Consider the following 1820-nt stretch of genomic DNA (forward strand, 5'->3'; position numbering starts at 1 on the left):
GTCGGGCAGCATCCGGGTCGATACAGCCTCCTCGGCAGGGGAAGGCTTGAAAAAACTCCGGGCCGCATCTTGGGACATTGTGATCTCGGATTACCAGATGCCGGGAATGGACGGGATCAAATTTTTGAAAGCCGTCCGTGCCCAGTACCCGGTGCTCCCCTTCATCATCTTCACCGGACGGGGGCGGGAGGAGGTGGCCATGGAGGCACTCAACTGCGGGGCGGACCGCTACATTCAGAAAGGCGGCGATCCCAAGTCCCAGTTCACCGAGCTGATCTATGCAGTCCGGAGCACCGTGGAGAAGAGGCGGGCCCAGGAAACCGTCCTCCATCTCAACCGGCTGTACTCGGTGATTTCCCGGACCAACCGGGCGATCATTCATATCCGGGACCGGCAGGCGCTTCTCGAAGAGGCCTGCCGGATCGCAGTCGAGGAAGGGAAGTTTTTAATGGCCTGGATAGGTCTTGTGGACCTTGTTACCCGCGAGGTAAGGCCGGTCGCTGCCTCCGGGTACGAGGCGGGGTACCTAAGCCTGCTCTCTATCACCACCGATAACGTGCCGCAGGGCATGGGCCTGACCGGCTCCTGCATACGGGAGAGCCGGCCGATGATCTGCAACGACATCCCGTCCGACTCCCGGATGGAGGACTTCCGGGGGGAGGCGGCCAGGCGCGGCTACTGCTCGTCCGCGGCATTTCCCATCAGGAACGGGAGCATGGTCGTGGGAGCCATGCGGTTTTACGCAGCAGAGTGCAACTTCTTCGACGACCGGGAGCTGGCTCTCCTGCAGGAGCTCACTGACGATATCTCGTTTGCGCTCGAGATGATGGAGCGCGACCTTACGCTTGTGGAGCTGCGGCGGGTGAGCGATGCGCTCCGGCTTGCCAACCGGAAACTCAACCTCTTAAACAACATCATCCGCCACGATATCCTCAACACGATCACCGGGCTGCTCGGCCTGGAGGACATGGCCCTCTCCCGGCTCTCCGATCCGGAAGAGACCGGCCATCTCCTTTCCGGCATCAAGGACAGCACGCGCCGGATCCAGCAGCAGATCACCTTTACCCGGGATTACCAGAACATCGGGGTGCATGCCCCGCAGTGGCAGAACGTGCACGCCGTGGTGTCGCGGGCTGCAGCCTCCGCGGCCTGCGGACCTGTGATCGCATCCGTGATAGCTGACGAGGGCTTCGAAGTCTTCGCAGACGCCATGCTCGAGAAGGTCTTCTATAACCTCATCGACAACGCCCTCCGGTACGGGGGAAACCTCACCCGGATCACCTTCTCTGCCCGGTTGGAGGGTACAGCCCTCATCCTTACCTGTGCCGACAACGGCATGGGGATCCCGGATGCTGAAAAGGAGCAGATTTTTGCCTCCGGCTACGGGAAAAATACCGGGCAGGGCCTTTTCTTGGCCCGGGAGATCCTCGGGATTTCGGGGATCACGATCCGCGAGACCGGAACGCCCGGCGTGGGGGCCTGTTTTTGGATCACGGTGCCCCCCGGTGCCTGGCGTCGTGCCGGGGATCAGTCCTAAGGCGGTGCCTGCTGGCTGCAGAAGGTTCTGTTGCGTTGGCGGGACCTTTAAATAGTCGACATCGATATGTCACGACGTTATCATTTTCATTAATTCCCGAACAATTCAACAGCACCTCAGATCACAAGAATAAGATGATAACAATCAATTTTTTTAAAGTACATGGATTATAACTATATTTAACTATTGAGTCTTTGCGCAAAAATATATAAATATCAGGGGCCAGAATGATAATGTATACGGTAATTCAGGATGAAAACAGGTTACGGTTGGATTGAAATCG

The 1820-nt window shown here is 58.1% G+C and carries 1 protein-coding gene; it reads left to right on the plus strand.

The window, feature by feature from the left end; all coding sequences use genetic code 11:
• The coding region (locus WBL42_RS10165) for a GAF domain-containing protein (RefSeq protein ID WP_424721163.1) at positions 1 to 1537 on the plus strand (1537 nt) is incomplete at its 5' end.
• Positions 1538 to 1820 lie beyond the last annotated feature (283 nt).

The sequence above is a fragment of the Methanoregula sp. genome (genome assembly GCF_049686655.1).
GTDB lineage: Archaea > Halobacteriota > Methanomicrobia > Methanomicrobiales > Methanospirillaceae > Methanoregula.